Here is a 15,403-nt window from a genome sequence, read left to right on the forward strand (position 1 = left end):
CGTTCTGGGGTAACAATTCCGTGTTATGATCATGCTAATTCAGCTAAATAAGAAATGATTCTCCTTATTATGATCCCATTACATCCAAACTTTATTAGTCACATTCAAAATGAACTCCCTTCACACCTGTCATTAACTGACTTTATTGATTATTGCAATCAACCGCTTCGAAAGTCGATTAGGGTCAACACCTTAAAAATTACTACTCCAAATTTTGTCGATATCATGACACAAGCTGGTTGGCAATTATCGGTGATCCCGTGGTGTGATGATGGTTTCTGGATTGAAGGTAATGAGGATATTCAATTAGGTAATGCGATTGAACATATACAAGGATTATTTTATATCCAAGAGGCGAGCTCTATGTTGCCGCCAACAGCATTGTTTGCTGATAGCACCATACCAGAAACAGTACTAGATGTTGCTTCTGCGCCAGGTTCTAAAACGACTCAAATAGCGGCATTAATGAATAATAGTGGTCTGCTGGTAGCCAATGAGTATTCTGCCAGCCGGGTTAAGGTGTTGCACGCCAACGTGTCCAGAATGGGCGCTAGCCATACAGCACTAACCCATTTTGATGGCCGTGTATTTGGTGAATATTTGTTTGAGTCTTTTGACGCCATTTTGTTAGATGCCCCTTGTGGCGGCGAAGGCACAGTGCGCAAAGATCCATTGGCTTTAAAGCACTGGGACATTGAAGATGTCACTGCCATTGCTGAAACTCAAAAAGATCTCATCGAATCAGCTTTTTTAGCACTAAAACCCGGTGGTACGTTAGTGTATTCAACATGCACACTCAGTCAGCTTGAAAATCAGCATATCTGTAAACATTTACAACAAGTTTATCCTGATGCCGTCGAGTTTGTGTCCCTCGCCGATTTATTTAATGGTGCAGATAAAGCTTGTACTGAAGAAGGTTTTTTACACGTATGGCCACAGATTTATGACAGCGAAGGTTTTTTTGTTGCCAAGATCCGCAAAACAGCTTCAGTAGAACGTAATAAAAATCAACCAAAACAGCAAAAGAACTTTCCTTTCGCCGTTGCGGGTGAAAAACAGCAAAACGAACTACGACAATATTTTAAAGAGACTTTCTCAATCGAACTACCACATGACGATGTCATTATGTTACGAGACGATGAATATTGGTTATTCCCGGCGCAATTTATGACTTTTATTGGCAAAATGCGTTTTCAACGCATTGGGATCAAACTGGCCGATGCCATGAAAAAAGGCTATAAAGCCAAGCATGAAGCTATTATTGCATTGTCGACAGCAAGTGGTGCGCCTAGAACCATTGAATTAAAGGCTGCACAAGCTCAAGACTTTTTAATGGGTCGAGACATTGCAACACAGTCTTTTGAAGAAGCTGCACAGCAATATTTAGCAAAACTGGCACAAGGGGAAATGTTAGTCAGCTATCACGGAGTGGTATTAGGTGTAGTTAAACACTTAGGTCATCGTTTGAAAAACAATTTACCGCGGGATCTTGTTCGTGACAAAGTAAACTTAAGTTTATGAAAACAGTAACATTTATGATTACATGAAATAAGGTAAGATTTAAAAGCGAGATATTGATCAACTTTTTGATATTTTTTGTGCAAACAAAAAATGTCTGACTATAATTCAGTTCATAGTTCATAGTTCATAGTTCATAGTTCATTTAACAGTTTATTCAGTCTTTGGCATCTTAATTCAAATTAAAATGCCGCAACAGTAGCGCAAGGCTCTTAACTGAGCCCTTTCCCTAGGCCCAAAACAATTGGATAGTTTTGGGTCTTTTTTTATCTATTTTTTAAGTTTGACTCAATAAACATAATAGAATCAGGAGAAAAGGTTAAGTGACTAACGCCCAACTAATTTAGCTGCATCGTTAAATAAGTTAAAGAAATTATCTGTGGTGTACTGAGCTAACTCTTCAAATTTTTCACCGCGTAATTCAGCGACAAACTCAGCTACATCACGCACATATGCAGGTTGATTTTCTTGACCTCTATGCGGTACTGGCGCTAAATAAGGAGAATCTGTTTCTACTAATAACCTATCTTTAGGCACTTGCCGGATCACACTACGCAGCTCACCAGCATTCTTGAAAGTAACGATACCAGAAACCGATATATAAAAACCTAAGTCGATAGCCGCTTTAGCCATTTCCCAGTTTTCAGTAAAACAATGTAATACACCGCCCACTTTGTCAGCATTACCGGCTTTAAGCATATTAATGGTGTCTTCACGGGCATCACGAGTGTGAACAATTAATGGCTTGTTCACCTCTACAGCTAACGCAATTTGTTGTTCAAAACACTGCTGTTGTAATATTTTAGTGTCATTTGAATAAAAGTAATCTAAGCCTGTCTCGCCGATAGCAACCACACGCGGATCTTCAGCAAAACGTTTAATGTCTTCGATGTTTAAACCTTCTTGTACATCAAGAGGATGCACACCAGAAGACAAAAATACATTATTAAATGCTGCCACTTTATCGCGCATAGCTTCAAAGCCCTGCTGACGGACATTGACGCATAATAAGTAATCAACGCCTTGGGCTTTAGCATTGTTCATAATAGTCTGTAAACTGGCAGAGTCTGGGGCCGCTTTTAAGCGATCAAGGTGGCAATGTGAATCAATTAGCATGGGAATTCTTTCGCAACTACATTAACAAATAAACAGGTGTGCAAGAATACCTAGCTACATGGTACAGGTCAAATCACTAGAGGCGAGTTCACTTGATAATAACTTTTCAATATGATGTTTATGACTTTCAACATCGGTTTTGATTTTAACCCCAATACCCGCAGGTCGCCCGCCGGATGCACCTAATGGATTAATCCAAACAACAGCACCTTTAAATTCGTTGGTTTGGGTGGCATCGGGTAATCGATAAGCAATAGTAAGCTCTTGGCCTAAGAAATGACTTTCGGTAGTCGCAATAAATAAGCCTGCTGGCTTAATAAACGGCATGTAAGCACGATAAAGCTTATGTAATGTATCGTAGTTGGCAACAAGATCGACCATAAATGATTCTTATCTTCCCATTAACAGGTTAAAATATGTATAACAAAAAATGAATTTAATGAGTTAACTGTCTGAATGCGAGTACATATTGTTGACACAATGCTTGAGTATTGACACTTGGCATTGTTTCAAGCTTGTGACACATATTCATTACGCGCCCTGCCAGCTCAATTATTTTAGCTTGAACCAATGGGTTTAATGTTTGATTGTCAGCATTATCAGTTTTTATCTTATTACTTTTTAACACATATTGGCGTAAGTACAAATACAAAACATTAAGTGCATCAACAATTTGTTGATCTGACACTTTCAATAAACTATTACTTAAATGACCCGTTTTTAAACTTTGAGCCCAATCTTGGCGAAATGTCAGCAGTTGTTGATAATGTTGAGAGGTTAAACTATTGGCTAATGCCAAAGGCCCACCGACGACACTAAGACACCAAGTAACATCATGGGTTTTACCCTCCGAGTTAGCTGCTGGTAACAGTTGCTGTACCGCTAACCAATGATGGATTTCTAACTTAGTAGGGGCAACAAATTTAAGCGTTTGACAGCGACTGGTAATGGTCGCTAATAACTGCGCTGATGTATTCGTTTGCAGGATGAGTACGACATCATCGCCAGGTTCTTCAAGAGTTTTCAGTAGTGCATTAGCTGCGGCTAAATTTAATCGCTCAGCATTAATAATGATTGCGACACGCGCCCCGCCTTGTTGGGCCGTTTGAGTTAACGCTTTGCATAACTGACGAATTTGATCAACTTTAATTTGGTTACCATCTGGCTCGACAACATATAAATCAGGGTGGTTACCAGCAGCCAATAACAAACAGCTTTTACATTGTCCACAAGCGCCCACTGGCGTGAGGTGTTGGCAAAGCACTGCCTGAGCAGCAGCCTTCGCTATCTTATCTCCACCCAGTGCTTTATCAATATTAAACAAATGTGCATGGCTGCTTTTACCACGATAATGTTGATCGACAAACCTCTGATGCGGATCCGCTAACCACGGTAATTGGTCAATCTGATAATCACTCATGTCGCGACATTATCCTCTTGATGCCCATCACTGCTCACCCATAAGAGCGGGTAATAGACGCTGCAACTGAAGCCGAATATCATCATGAACTTGTTCCATTGATTGGCTGGCATCAATAACGATAATACTGTCATCTTCATGGGCTAACTTTAAGTAGGTTTTTCTAGCTCGTTCAAAAAAATCAATGGCTTGTTGTTCAATTCTATCAAGCTTGCCACGACTCGCTGCACGGCTTAATCCTAGTGTAGGATCAATATCCAAATACAAGGTGAGATCAGGCTTAAACCCATGTAGGCATGCATCGCTTACCGCTTTCACTAATGGCATTAAACCACGACCACCACCTTGATAAGCTAAAGATGACAGATTATGCCTATCACCGAGAACCCATTTACCTGAAGACAAAGCAGGTTTGATAACATTGGCAATTAACTGTGATCGGGCAGCATAAATAAGCAAGCATTCTGCTTCGTCGCATAACGGATCTGACTCATCGGCAATTTTAACTAAGTCACGTATTTTTTCTGCTAATGGAGTGCCACCTGGTTCACGTGTACACACAGGTGACTGGCCAATGTATTGGCTAATAATATCGTTAATTAGCGCAATCGCACTCGATTTACCAGCACCTTCTAATCCTTCAATGACAATAAACTTGCCTTTTTGTTGACTCATTTTCTTTTTCTCTGGAATTCGTTTACAGCATTATTATGAGCCTTCAATGTGGATGAGAACACATGACTACCATCATTACGAGACACAAAATATAAGTAATTTACTTTAGCTGGATTGGCTGCCGCAAATAATGATGCCCGACTAGGTGCAGCAATTGGCGTTGGAGGTAAACCATCAATCTTATAAGTATTAAATGCCGTTGCTTCACGTAGGTCCTTACGAGTAATATTGCCTTTATAACGATCACCCATACCGTAAATTACTGTCGGGTCTGTTTGTAGGCGCATGCCCTTTTTCAATCGATTATTAAAGACTGCCGACACCCAATCACGCTCTTCAGGTTTACCGGTTTCTTTTTCAATAATCGAGGCAATAATTAGCAATTCATATGGCGATGATAATGCTAAGTCAGGGTCTCTTCCTTCCCATGCTTGTGCCAAGCTCTCCTGCATCATGTTGTAACTTCGATTCAAAATTGTCTGTAAACTATCATCTGCATGAAAATGAAAAGTTTCAGGATAAAATTTACCTTCAGGCAAACCAGAAGTATCACCATTATTTAATAACACTTGGTTAAAATCATCAGTATGTTGTACTAGATACTCAGTGCTAGCTAATGTTTTCTGCCACTCCGCAATCGTTTTACCCTCAATTAGCGTGACACTGAAAACTATTTGCTGGGCTAAATATAAGCGAGTTAATAATGTCTCTAAAGTATCACCGGGGATCACTTGATATAAGCCTGTCTTTATATTGGCAAGTTTAGGTTCAAGTTTTACGAGATATTTAACTTTCCAACTATCTGTAATTAATGATTGTTGCTCAAGTTGTTGCGCAAGCTTTATTACCGTAGTACCAGGTTCAACCGTCAAAGTTTGGATTTCAGTTAACTGTAATGGTTGTTTTTGGTAACTAATTAAACCTGATACAAGCCAATACCCACTGAGGCACACAACGGCAAATAAAGGTATAATGCTGGCTAATAGAAATGTTTTTATTATTTTAATCATGATGATAAATTTACACTCAGAACGTGCCTGAATCGCGATGTTTGCGTCCAACGGCTAAATTGAAAATCGTCTATGGCGGCTACATCGATAATGCCAAATAAACTGTTCGTTATAAATATATGGTCAGCTGTTTGAATATCTCCAATTGTGAGTTGTGTTGCCATAACCGCTATATCATGACCAAGCAAACTATCAATCATTACTTCACGCATCACACCACTCACACCAGCATGGGTAATAGCCGGGGTAAATACCTGATCATTTTTGACGATAAAGATATTGGCAATAGATGACTCTATCACATTACCATCACAGTCAAATACTAACCAATCTTGATGGTGACTAGATAGCGGTTGAGACTTTATAAGCACCTGTTCTAATCGGTTAAGGTGTTTTATTCCCGCTAGAAGAGGTTGTCTACCAAGAAATATAGGTGATGATGCTAGCGAAATACCAGTTTGCTGCCAGTCAAGGTAATGCTCAGGAATGGGATGCACTGACAAGACTTCAGTCACGTTTGCGCTTAAAGGAGCCTGATAACCGCGACCGCCTACGCCACGCGTCAGCAAAAGCTTTATACAATGTTGTGGATATTGTTGAGCGAGCTGGTTCAACTGCTGTAATAATTGGTTACTGGCATGCCACTCAATCCCCAAACGCTCGCAGCTTTGTTGCACACGAGCAATATGCTCGGCAAGGAATAGCACCTCTGCGAGCATATCAGCTGATGCAGTGCGCATTGTCGCAAACACACCATCACCATAAGCAACACCACGATCAAGTGGATTTATTAGTCCGTTTTCAACGTAGTTAACCCAAACCGGTGCCATTATTTGTCCTGACTAATCCGACTTGCAACAGCCTCTTGTTGATCTTTGTACTTCGAGCTTTTACGGGTGTTATAAGGACGAGCAACAGCGGAGTTTAAGCGTTCAAAATTAAGCGCACCGATTGTCATACCAGGACGAAGTGCCAATGGCAATTTACCACTGTTAAAGAACTCAAGCACAATTTTACCTTGCCAACCGGGATCAATTCGATGCGCAGTAACATGCACCATCAACCCTAAACGAGCAAGAGATGAGCGACCATCTAACCAACCCACTATATCTGCTGGTAAGGTCACGCTTTCATAGGTTACTGCTAAGGCTAATTCACCAGGATGCAGGAAAAAAGCATCATTATCAGCAATTTCAATTTTGTCACTCATTATTCGATCAAGTGCTATTTGCATTTCTGCACTGGGACCACTTAAATCGATATAAGGTGCAGTATGGTCTTTAAATACTCGAAATTGGCTGCCTAAACGCACATCCACACTCACGCCCGAAATGGCTTCAATACCAGGACGAGGATCGATGATAATGGTGCCATTATCTAAACATTGCTCAATTTCAATATCGGTTAAACGCATGCTGCACTCTCTCCAAGATAAAGTTATTTAGCCAATAAATGCTGAATTCTAGCTTTTAAAATATCAGTCGCGATGCGATTTTTCCCGCCCTTAGGAACGATAATATCTGCATATTGTTTTGATGGCTCAATAAATTGTAAGAACATAGGCCGTACCGTTCTTTTATACTGCGAAATCACAGACTCCATCGTTCTGCCACGTTCAGCAACATCACGGGTCAATCTGCGTAAAAAACAAATATCCAACGGTGTATCCATAAACACACTCGCATCCATTAACTCACGCAATTTAGGATTTGTTAATAATAGAATACCTTCTAGGATTATCACTTTTTTCGGTTGCATAGTAAGCGTCTCGCTGGTGCGAGTATGCTCTGTATAGCTATAACAAGGGATGTCAACAGATTCACCCCTTTTTAGCTGAGTTAAATGAACAGCTAACAACTGATGGTCTAACGCTTTTGGGTGGTCGTAATTGGCTTTTACACGTTCCTCCATACTTAAATGGTTTTGATCGTGATAATAGGCATCTTCGTTAATCACACCAATTTGATTGGTACCTAAGTCTCGACATAATTCTTCAAAAATTGTCTTAGCAATTAAACTTTTACCTGAAGCCGACGCACCGGCGATCCCAATAATGACACACTGCTGAGAATTCATCTCTTAAACCTTACTCGTCGTCTGATATGCTAATTTTTACGGTCGATTGTACTTGTTGGAGTGCCAACTCAGCGCCAAGTTTACGAGCAATTTCACGATAAATACCTGAGACTTCACTTTCTGGTTCGCTCATCACGCTCGGCGTACCATTGTCCATAGACTCACGAATATTGATATGTAATGGCAGTGCGCCTAGTAGCGGCACGTTATAACGCTCGGCGATCTTACTTCCACCATGAGTACCAAATGGATGTTCTTTATGACCACATTCAGGACAAAGATGAAAACTCATGTTCTCGATAATACCCAATACAGGAATATTCACTTTATTGAACATGGTGATACCTTTTTTAGCATCGGCTAAAGCAATATCTTGTGGTGTTGTAACAATCACAGCCCCACTCACAGGTACCTTTTGTGACAAGGTTAGTTGAATATCACCGGTTCCTGGTGGCATATCGATGATCAAATAATCCAGTTCAGGCCATTGGGTTTCATTCAGTAGTTGAGCTAATGCACCGGCTGCCATAGGACCACGCCACACAGCAGCTTCATCGCCACTGAGCATAAAGCCGATAGATTGTGCAGAAATACCATGAACCAACGCTGGTGTCATGTGTTTGCCATCTGGCGATTGCGGACGAAAATTAGGGATACCTAACATCAATGGAATAGACGGCCCATAAATATCAGCATCTAAAATACCCACTTCAGCACCTTCAGCTTTTAACGCTAACGCAAGGTTTACTGCTGTCGTTGATTTACCCACCCCACCTTTACCAGAAGCAACAGCAATGACTTGCTTTACATTAGGCAGTGGAGCAATAGCAGGAAGCGCAGAATATACACGAGGCTGGAAATCAATTTCACATTCAACTTCATCTATGGCATCAAGCACTGCAAGCTTGTTCGTTATGGCCATCACGGTATCACGGTATTGGGTCATACACGGATAAGGATAAACTAATCCTAACTGTAGACGTTTTCCTTCCATCGATAATGCTGTCACACATCCTGCACTGACCAGACCTTTTTGCAAATAAGGATCAACAAATGCCTCTAAAATATCTAACACTGGTGACAATAATTCATCATTTAATTCATAATCTGTATGCGTATTAACCAAAACGGCGTCTCCGAACAAGAAATTTGTACAAGTGTATCAGAACTTAGTAAAAAAATAGCGACTAATAAGCCTTTTTAGGTCATGTTTTGATGAAAAAAATCTCCTAATCAGTTAGTATCAGGCAATATTTTTGGTGTAATTTGATATCGAGATAAAATGACAAAATCACAGCGTAAAATACTGGTCACAAGTGCCCTTCCTTATGCCAATGGACCAATTCATCTAGGCCATATGCTTGAATATATCCAAACGGATATTTGGTCACGTTTTCAAAAATTACGTGGCAATGAGTGCTATTACATTTGTGCAGATGATGCTCACGGCACACCTATTATGCTTAAAGCACAGCAAATAGGTATTACACCAGAAGAAATGATTGCCCAAGTTCAAAAAGAACATCAGCAAGATTTCGCCGATTTCAACATCCAGTTTGATAATTTTCATAGTACACACAGTGAAGAAAACCGCACTTTAGCCTGTGATATTTATTTAAAACTTCGTGATGGTGGTTACATCAAAACCAAAACCATTTCACAATTATATGACCCAGAAAAGTTAATGTTCTTGCCAGACCGCTTTGTTAAAGGCACATGCCCTAAATGTAAGTCTGAAGATCAGTACGGTGATAACTGTGACAACTGTGGTGCAACCTATAGTACAACCGACCTAATAAACCCTAAATCCGCGGTATCTGGCGCAACACCAATAATGAAAGACACCGAACACTTCTTTTTTGACCTGCCTGCGTTTGAAGGCATGCTAAAAGAGTGGATTCAATCAGGCTCCTTGCAACAAGAAATGGCCAACAAACTTACCGAATGGTTTGAACAAGGTCTAAAACAATGGGATATCTCACGCGATGCCCCTTACTTTGGCTTTGAAATCCCCGACGCACCTGGTAAATTTTTCTATGTATGGTTAGATGCGCCGATTGGTTATATGGGATCATTTAAAAACCTATGTGACAAGCGCGATGATATAAACTTTGACGATTTTTGGAGCTTAGATTCTACCGCCGAGGTATATCACTTCATCGGTAAAGACATTGTTTATTTCCACAGTTTATTTTGGCCAGCAATGCTTGAAGGCGCCGGCATTCGCAAACCGACCAGTGTTTATGCCCATGGCTATGTCACCGTAAACGGTGCAAAAATGTCTAAATCAAAAGGGACGTTTATTAAAGCGCGCACCTATTTAGATAATTTAGATCCTGAATATCTACGTTATTATTACGCTGCTAAATTAAACAGCCGTATTGATGATTTAGATTTAAACTTAGAAGATTTCGCCCAACGAGTTAACTCAGACTTAGTCGGCAAATTGGTTAACCTCGCCTCACGTACAGCTGGTTTTATCAGCAAACGTTTTGATGGTAAATTAGCCAAAGTGACAGACAGCAACTTGACCGAAATATTCTTAGCCAAAAGCGAAGTGATTGCCGAATTATATGAAACTCGCGAATACGGCAAAGCGATGCGTGAAATTATGGCATTAGCAGATATTGCTAACGCTTATGTTGCTGACGCTGCACCATGGCAATTAGTCAAGCAAGAAGACAAGCAAGATGAAGCCCATCAGGTTTGCAGTAATGCATTAAACTTGTTCAGAATTTTGGTGACATACCTTAAGCCAGTATTACCCAAACTTGCCGAAAATGTTGAAGGTTTTTTACAGTTAACTTTAACGTGGGACAATTTAGATCAAGATCTGGCTGGTCATGAAATAGCGACATTTAAAGCATTAATGCAACGTATCGAACCTAAGAGTATTGAAGCTATCATCGATGCATCTAAAGAGAACTTACAAGCAACTAATACGGATGCGCCTATCACCGATGCACCAAAGCAAACTGTTAATCAATTAGAGCAAGACCCTATTAGCCCTGAAATCAGTTTTGAAGATTTTGCTAAAATTGACTTACGTATTGCACGCATCAGCAAAGCTGAACATATCGAAAAAGCCAAAAAGTTACTTCGCCTTGAATTAGATTTAGGTGGCGAAACTAAACAGGTATTTGCAGGTATAAAATCGGCTTATGCGCCTGAAGACTTAGTAGGTAAACTCACCGTCATGGTGGCAAACCTTGCCCCACGTACAATGAAGTTTGGTGATTCTGAAGGCATGGTATTAGCTGCAGGTCCTGGCGGTAAAGACTTGTTCATACTCGAACCTCATGAAGGTGCAGAGCCTGGCATGAGAGTTAAATAATCTACTCTCTTTTGCCCACATAAAAAAAGACTGCCTAGGCAGTCTTTTTTATTAATCTTGGTATTTAACACTTAACGGCCTTCAACTCAGATAAATAGATAAAATAAGTAATCATCATTTCAGTCTTTACACTTTATCTATTGCTTCATTGTTAGCATCAAATGATTCTGGAAGCTTCAATTCGTTTTCATCAGTATCTTCATCCATCGCCTGTTTTAACCGTTCCTCATATTGCAGGAAAAGTTTAATAAAATCATTACTAAAACTTTTACCGCCCGATTCACTTAGCCAATTTTCATATAAACGTTTTGAAGCTTCTTTTTCAATACGTTGATAAGTCGCTTTTCTTCTCGCCACTGAAGCGTCTGAATACCCCAATAATTGCAGCGATTCGGCCCCCACCTCTAAAGCAGAATGGTACGTTTCAAACTCAACAATATCGGCACCCGCTGCACGCAATAAATGTCCGTGCCCACGGTCAAAGGCTCTGGCCGCTATTTTAAGCTTTGGATAAGTATGAGTTAAATATTTAACCAACTCCACACTGCTTTCACGATTATCGATTGCAACCACAAACAAAGAAGCTTCGGCAACACCTGCCATTTTTAACAAATCAGGACGAGTCGCATCACCATAGTAAGCTTTAGTGTTAATACGTCGAATTGAGTCAATTTGTGAAGCTTGATGATCAAGCACTACCGTTTTGATGCCATTAGAAATCAATAATCGATTAACAATTTGGCCAAAACGACCAATACCGGCAATGATCACACTACCCACTTCTTCAATATCATCTTGGGTGCGTTGATTGGTTTTATTCTGAAATCGGGGAGAAATGACCTTGTCGAATAAAATAAACAAACCAGGAGTTAAAAACATCGACAGCGCAACCACTATTGATAATGTTTGCGCCATTGCTGTTGGCAACACGTGCTGCTGCACGCTGAAATTTAATAATACAAATCCGAATTCACCAGCTTGAGCAAGACTTAGCGTAAACAACCATCGATCACTGCCTTTAATTCGAAAAATCAATGCCAACAGATAAAGTACAATGCCTTTAATTAACATGACACCTAAGGTCATTAATATAATCTCAGCGAAATTGGCAAATAACACTGTAAAATCAATACCTGCGCCAACGGTTATAAAGAACAACCCTAATAATAATCCTTTAAAAGGACCAATATTGGCTTCAAGTTCATGTTTAAATTCACTATTGGCAAGCACTACACCTGCTAAAAAAGTGCCTAGAGCAGGTGAAATCCCAACTAAACTCATTAAGGCAGCAATACCAATAACTAACATAAGCGCTGCCGCAGTAGAAATCTCTTTTACACCTGAATCAGCGACCATTTTAAATAATGGCCGGCTGAGATAATGTCCGCCTAATACAACCACCCCGATGGCAAGCAGTAACACAATGGCATAAGCCCATCCAGGCATATTAGCCACCAAAGATAATGAGTCATGCTGCTCATTAGCAACAGCCATCGCCCCTTGCGCCTTTTCAACCAATTCCGGCAACGCTAATAATGGAATAAAAGCTAGCATAGGGATAACGGCTATATCTTGAAACAACAACACCGAAAATGCATTTTTACCGGCACTGGTTTTATTCAATCGTTTTTCGGATAAGGTTTGCAACACGATTGCTGTGGATGATAATGAAAAAATCAATCCAATTGTCAGTGCGGTACTAAAACCGTAACCAGCATAAATAGCACACGCCAATACCGCCGATACAGATCCTAAAACTTGTAAGCCACCTAACCCTAACAAGCGGTTTCTCATCGCCCATAGCATTTTGGGTTCGAGTTCTAAGCCCACTAAAAATAACATCATCACCACACCAAATTCGGCGAAGTGTTGAATTGTATTGGTTTCACTGCCGACTAGACCAATAATAGGCCCAATAACCACACCAGCAATGAGATAGCCTAATACAGAACCTAATCCCAGCTTTTTGGCTAAAGGCACAGCAATTACCGCAGCTGTCAAATAGATAAAAGCTTGTAAAAAATACTCGGTCATTTATTTATCCCAAACAATAAAAGCTCATCGTCACTTTTGACATCTATTAAATTTAGACATCTGGTACTTTAGATATCGGCTATCTCGGCTTGCCTGAACGACAAAAACACAAAACATCAGTATATTACTGGATGATTACACTGGATTAACAATATCAATAAAATGATGTTCGATATTATATTTTTCCGCTAAATGCTCACCTAAAGCTTGGATGCCAAATTGCTCCGTAGCATGATGGCCGGCAGCAAAGTAATGTAACCCTTGTTCAATTGCAGCATGGAAGGTGCGTTCTGACACTTCGCCACTAATAAATGCATCAACCCCCATTTGTGCAGCATAGTCGATGTAATCTTGCGCACCACCAGTACACCATGCCAAAGTCGAGATCATTTTAGTATCATCGCCTATGTGCAACGGTTTACGTTTTAACACTTTGTTGAGTAAGTCGCTAAATTCGGCAACCGTTAATGAATGCTCTAAATGGCCTTGCCATAACAAATCTTGTGGTACAGGCTCATAAACTCTTGGGCTGATAATGCCTAATTTTTGAGCCAATTGAGCATTATTACCCACACCATGATGGGCATCTAAGGGTAAATGATAGCCAAATAAACTAATATCGTGATCCATTAATGCTTTGATTCGGCGATATTTCATCCCAGTGATAATTTCTGGTTCATTTTTCCAAAAAAAACCATGATGGACTAAAATTGCATCGGCATTAACCTTTACCGCTGCATCAATTAACGCCTGACAAGCTGTAACACCAGTAACAATAGTGCGAATGTTCGACTTACCTTCGACTTGTAAGCCATTTGGCGCATAATCTTTAAAAGCATGAACATTTAAAAAAGTATCAAGATACGTTGCCAATTCTTGACGTAAAATAATCGATGAATGTTGATGACTTGTGGACATAATAAATCCTAAAAAAGAACTAAACCTAAATGGAAGACAACATAAGGTTATTGATAATAATAATTATATTATCACTCGTTGTTGAGTGACAACAATATTAGTTTACTCAATTATTTGAGCCTTCGCGAAGTTTATCTAACTCAATATAATTATTTAAAACAACAAAATTAACACAATAAATAACGTACAAAAGCCTGCAACATAATTAACGTCAATGATTACCAATACATCGTAAAAAAATCACAAGTTTGAGCCGTTTTGTTGTGAAAAATCCCATTTTTTTGCATTGAATTGGACTTTTGTTGTATTAACACTTTAAAATTAATAGCAACCTTAATTTAACATGATCACAAATAGGTTATTAACTATGACAATATTGACTAAAGAAGAAGTCATCAGCCAGCTACAAACAGCACTTGAACAGCAGTCTGGCAAAGCTGTTTCTATTGAGCAAGCTGGGAGCTGGTACAAAATCGACGGTGGCAAGTCAGTACGCTTTAGCGAACTTGAATCGATGCATGCTGAGTTAACGGCATCGTCAGCTAAAAAAGTGCCAGTGAAAACGACCAGTAAACCTGCGGTAAAGACAGCAAAAAAAGTAGCAGTTAACAAAGTTGAATCAACCTCAGGCGGATTAACACCTAAGCAGTTATGGCGTCAAAAACTCGAAAATACAACAGGTAAGCAAACGTTACCTCGAGGGTTTTAATTATCTTTAATCATAGCTAGCGCGGTTAGTTTAATAAAGATACAAACTGCGATATAAAACAACAGGAGCCCAGTCTCCTGTTGTTTTATATCTAATATTACATCGCCAGATCAACTCTGACATAACCCGTTAAGTAAACCACCCTAACTTCATCACCAGCATTAAAACTCATACCAGGATCAACATCCTGAATCACCATGACTTCAGTTCCATCATCTTGTTTTATCATCAATTCAACTAACTTGTTTTCAAGATAATATTGTTGATTTCCGTGCTGACTACCAATGCCACCGCCAATTAATGCACCAAGCACTGTTGCAACATCTTGCCCTGAACCGCCACCAAACTGATGACCTATAACACCACCTATTAATGCGCCACCAAAGGTTTTCCAACCACTATGACTATCTTCAACAAGCTGTTTTTGGGTGACATGCTTAACTGATTCAATCTGACCATAAACGACTTTCTCAACAGGAACAGCCTGGTTGCGCTCATAAGCAGCTTGGCTTTGCCCACAAAACAGACAAAGACTCAACAATATTGCAAAAAATACCTTTAAACTTACCGTTATCATTTTAAACATGGCTTTT

15 protein-coding genes are annotated in these 15,403 nt (G+C 39.8%); 3 read left to right on the top strand and 12 right to left on the bottom strand.

The features are described 5' to 3' along the window. Positions 1-69: 69 nt before the first annotated feature. Entirely contained in the window at positions 70-1,521 is a 1,452-nt protein-coding gene (rsmF, locus tag FH971_RS11220; RefSeq protein ID WP_140234358.1) for a 16S rRNA (cytosine(1407)-C(5))-methyltransferase RsmF, read from the top strand. A 324-nt stretch (positions 1,522-1,845) separates the two neighbouring features. Here rsmF and FH971_RS11225 read toward each other — a convergent pair whose 3' ends face one another. The 9 genes from FH971_RS11225 to apbC are packed head-to-tail and all read right to left on the bottom strand — an operon-like array spanning position 1,846 to position 8,941. Beyond that, complete coding sequence (locus FH971_RS11225; RefSeq protein WP_140234359.1) at positions 1,846-2,634, bottom strand: TatD family hydrolase; 789 nt, start codon at positions 2,632-2,634, stop codon at positions 1,846-1,848. A gap of 54 nt (positions 2,635-2,688) precedes the next feature. Further along, entirely contained in the window at positions 2,689-3,015 is a 327-nt protein-coding gene (locus FH971_RS11230) for a PilZ domain-containing protein (protein ID WP_140234360.1), read from the bottom strand. Positions 3,016-3,070: 55 nt separating this feature from the next. Next, positions 3,071-4,054, bottom strand: a complete 984-nt coding sequence (gene holB, locus FH971_RS11235) for a DNA polymerase III subunit delta' (protein WP_140234361.1) — start codon at positions 4,052-4,054, stop codon at positions 3,071-3,073. Between the two features lie 27 nt (positions 4,055-4,081). Then, on the bottom strand, positions 4,082-4,729 hold the full coding sequence (gene tmk / locus FH971_RS11240; RefSeq protein WP_140234362.1) for a dTMP kinase: 648 nt from the start codon (positions 4,727-4,729) through the stop codon (positions 4,082-4,084). Continuing rightward, on the bottom strand, positions 4,726-5,730 hold the full coding sequence (gene mltG / locus FH971_RS11245; protein WP_167496092.1) for an endolytic transglycosylase MltG: 1,005 nt from the start codon (positions 5,728-5,730) through the stop codon (positions 4,726-4,728). Before mltG ends, tmk begins: the two co-directional genes overlap by 4 nt. Before the next feature lie 5 nt (positions 5,731-5,735). Further along, on the bottom strand, positions 5,736-6,569 hold the full coding sequence (gene pabC / locus FH971_RS11250; protein WP_140234364.1) for an aminodeoxychorismate lyase: 834 nt from the start codon (positions 6,567-6,569) through the stop codon (positions 5,736-5,738). Then, positions 6,569-7,153 (bottom strand): dCTP deaminase, encoded by a 585-nt coding sequence (gene dcd, locus FH971_RS11255; protein ID WP_137226921.1) that lies wholly within the window; start codon positions 7,151-7,153, stop codon positions 6,569-6,571. Before dcd ends, pabC begins: the two co-directional genes overlap by 1 nt. Before the next feature lie 23 nt (positions 7,154-7,176). Then, positions 7,177-7,815: a uridine kinase gene (udk, locus tag FH971_RS11260; RefSeq protein ID WP_140234365.1), complete on the bottom strand. Its 639-nt coding sequence runs from the start codon at positions 7,813-7,815 to the stop codon at positions 7,177-7,179. Between the two features lie 10 nt (positions 7,816-7,825). Further along, the gene (apbC, locus tag FH971_RS11265) at positions 7,826-8,941 is read right to left on the bottom strand and encodes an iron-sulfur cluster carrier protein ApbC (RefSeq protein WP_137226919.1); all 1,116 of its coding nucleotides are present in this window, start codon (positions 8,939-8,941) and stop codon (positions 7,826-7,828) included. Positions 8,942-9,097: 156 nt separating this feature from the next. On the opposite strand from apbC, the gene metG reads away from it, so the two are divergent. Beyond that, entirely contained in the window at positions 9,098-11,149 is a 2,052-nt protein-coding gene (metG, locus tag FH971_RS11270) for a methionine--tRNA ligase (RefSeq protein ID WP_140234366.1), read from the top strand. A 126-nt stretch (positions 11,150-11,275) separates the two neighbouring features. Here metG and FH971_RS11275 read toward each other — a convergent pair whose 3' ends face one another. Beyond that, positions 11,276-13,183, bottom strand: coding sequence for a cation:proton antiporter domain-containing protein (locus FH971_RS11275; RefSeq protein ID WP_140234367.1), 1,908 nt, complete (start codon positions 13,181-13,183; stop codon positions 11,276-11,278). Positions 13,184-13,318: 135 nt separating this feature from the next. Further along, on the bottom strand, positions 13,319-14,071 hold the full coding sequence (locus FH971_RS11280) for a Nif3-like dinuclear metal center hexameric protein (protein ID WP_167496093.1): 753 nt from the start codon (positions 14,069-14,071) through the stop codon (positions 13,319-13,321). A gap of 397 nt (positions 14,072-14,468) precedes the next feature. Between FH971_RS11280 and FH971_RS11285 the strand changes: the two genes are divergently transcribed. Next, positions 14,469-14,810 carry a hypothetical protein gene (locus FH971_RS11285; RefSeq protein WP_140234369.1) on the top strand — a complete coding sequence of 114 codons (342 nt, stop codon included), beginning with the start codon at positions 14,469-14,471 and terminating at the stop codon, positions 14,808-14,810. A gap of 97 nt (positions 14,811-14,907) precedes the next feature. On the opposite strand, the gene FH971_RS11290 is transcribed toward FH971_RS11285, so the two are convergent. Next, positions 14,908-15,396 carry an outer membrane lipoprotein gene (locus FH971_RS11290; RefSeq protein WP_240778289.1) on the bottom strand — a complete coding sequence of 163 codons (489 nt, stop codon included), beginning with the start codon at positions 15,394-15,396 and terminating at the stop codon, positions 14,908-14,910. Between the last annotated feature and the right edge of the window lie 7 nt (positions 15,397-15,403).

It is taken from the genome of Shewanella polaris (assembly GCF_006385555.1).
In the GTDB taxonomy this organism is placed as follows: Bacteria; Pseudomonadota; Gammaproteobacteria; order Enterobacterales; family Shewanellaceae; genus Shewanella; species Shewanella polaris.